Origin of the sequence: Stappia sp. P2PMeth1 (assembly GCF_900185735.1) — a bacterium.
Classification (GTDB): domain Bacteria; phylum Pseudomonadota; class Alphaproteobacteria; order Rhizobiales; family Stappiaceae; genus Stappia.
Genome location: NZ_FYAW01000058.1, coordinates 1 through 1,443, shown reverse-complemented (window position 1 = coordinate 1,443; position 1,443 = coordinate 1). Strand labels below are relative to the sequence as shown.

Below are 1,443 nucleotides of genomic sequence, written 5' to 3'. Positions count from 1 at the left end.
CGCGACCCGTATGTGGACGGCCCCCTGAGGGCAAGCGATTAGTCGAGGAGTGCCCGGATCGACAGCGGTTCGTATGTCCGGCCTGTTTCGGCGGCATGGTGAACCGCCATGGCCCAAGATGGGTTGCGCGTGGGGCGGCGCCTAACGGAACCACGGCCTCGACGGCCGGTCGGGTCGCACGGCGTGTCCGCCTCACGTGATCGATCGAACGCTCCATCTCCCTCTCGGCTTGCCGCTCCCTCAAGCCCGGCCGGCGAGGCCGGGCGTGTTTGTCATTCCGGTGCGGCGGTTTCGGTCACGCCGGTGCTGTGGCTGTGGCTGTGGCGGCGGCGGTGGTGGCGGCTGTGGCGGTGGTGGCGCGCGTGGGATCGTAGCGCTCCCCGCTCACCATGATCTTCCAGGCGATGCGGGCGGTCTTGTTGGCGAGCGCCACCGCGACGAGCTTGACCGGCTTGCGCGCCAACATGCGTGCCAGCCACGGGCTGGCCTTGCCGCTGCGCAGCGCCTGCCGGATCACCGCCATCGCCCCCGCCACCAGCACCGCGCGCAGGGCCTCGTCGCCGGCGCGGGTGATCCCGCCCAGCCGCTGCTTGCCCCCGCTCGAATGGTCCCTGGGCGTCGCTCCCATCCAGGCCGCAAACCCGCGGGCCGAGGCGAACACGCGCGGATCCGGCGTCTTGATCGTCAACAAGGCCGCGCCCACCGGTCCCACCGAAGGGATCGCCTTAAGCCGCCGGGCGAGGTCGTCGTCGCGCACGAACGCTTCGAGCTCCGCCTCGACCTTTGCAAGCGCCGGCGCCAGCGCGGCATATTGCTCGCCCTGCAGCGCGAACAGCTTGCGGGCGAGCGGCGGCAGGGCGGGGTCGCCCGCCACCTGCTCCAGCAGCGTCTCGATGCGGCACAGCCCCTTGGGCGCGATCAGCCCGAACTCGGCCGCATAGCCGCGGATCGCGTTGGCAACCTGGGTGCGCGCCCGGATCAGGCCGGCGCGCACGCCCATCAGCATCAGCCGGGCCTGTTGCTCGGGGCTCTTCTCCGGCACGAAGCGCATGCCAGGACGCCCGCCCGCCTCGCACAGTCCGGCCGCGTCGGCCGCGTCGTTCTTGTTGCGCCCGACATAGGGCTTGGCGCGGTGCGGCGCGATCAGCCGGGGCTCGTGGCCCCAGCTTCGCAGCCGGCGCGCCAGGTGGTGGGCGCCGGTGCAGGCCTCGATCACCACCCTCGCCGGCGGCAAGGCCGTGAAGAACGCTTCAAGCTGGCCGCGCCGCAGTTGCCTGCGCAGCACCGTCGCGCCGGCCGCGTCAACCCCGTGCAGTTGGAAGAGATGCTTGGACGTGTCCATGCCGATGCGCGTAATCTCGTTCATTGGGCGGCTCCTTCGATGTGTTGGGACCATCATCTTGGCGCAAAACGGCGCCGGATGGGGGCCGTCCACCCCAACGG

General features: G+C 71.2%; 1 protein-coding gene. It reads right to left on the bottom strand.

Features of this window, described 5'->3' with window-relative positions:
- Positions 1–295 precede the first annotated feature (295 nt).
- Entirely contained in the window at positions 296–1,366 is a 1,071-nt protein-coding gene (locus tag P2PM1_RS23840) for an IS110 family transposase (RefSeq protein ID WP_186400810.1), read from the bottom strand.
- Positions 1,367–1,443: the final 77 nt, after the last annotated feature.

Bases quoted from the DNA above. Each gene is read 5' to 3' on its own strand.
- P2PM1_RS23840 (WP_186400810.1), bottom strand. From the start codon at position 1,366: ATGAACGAGATTACGCGCATCGGCATGGACACGTCCAAGCATCTCTTC.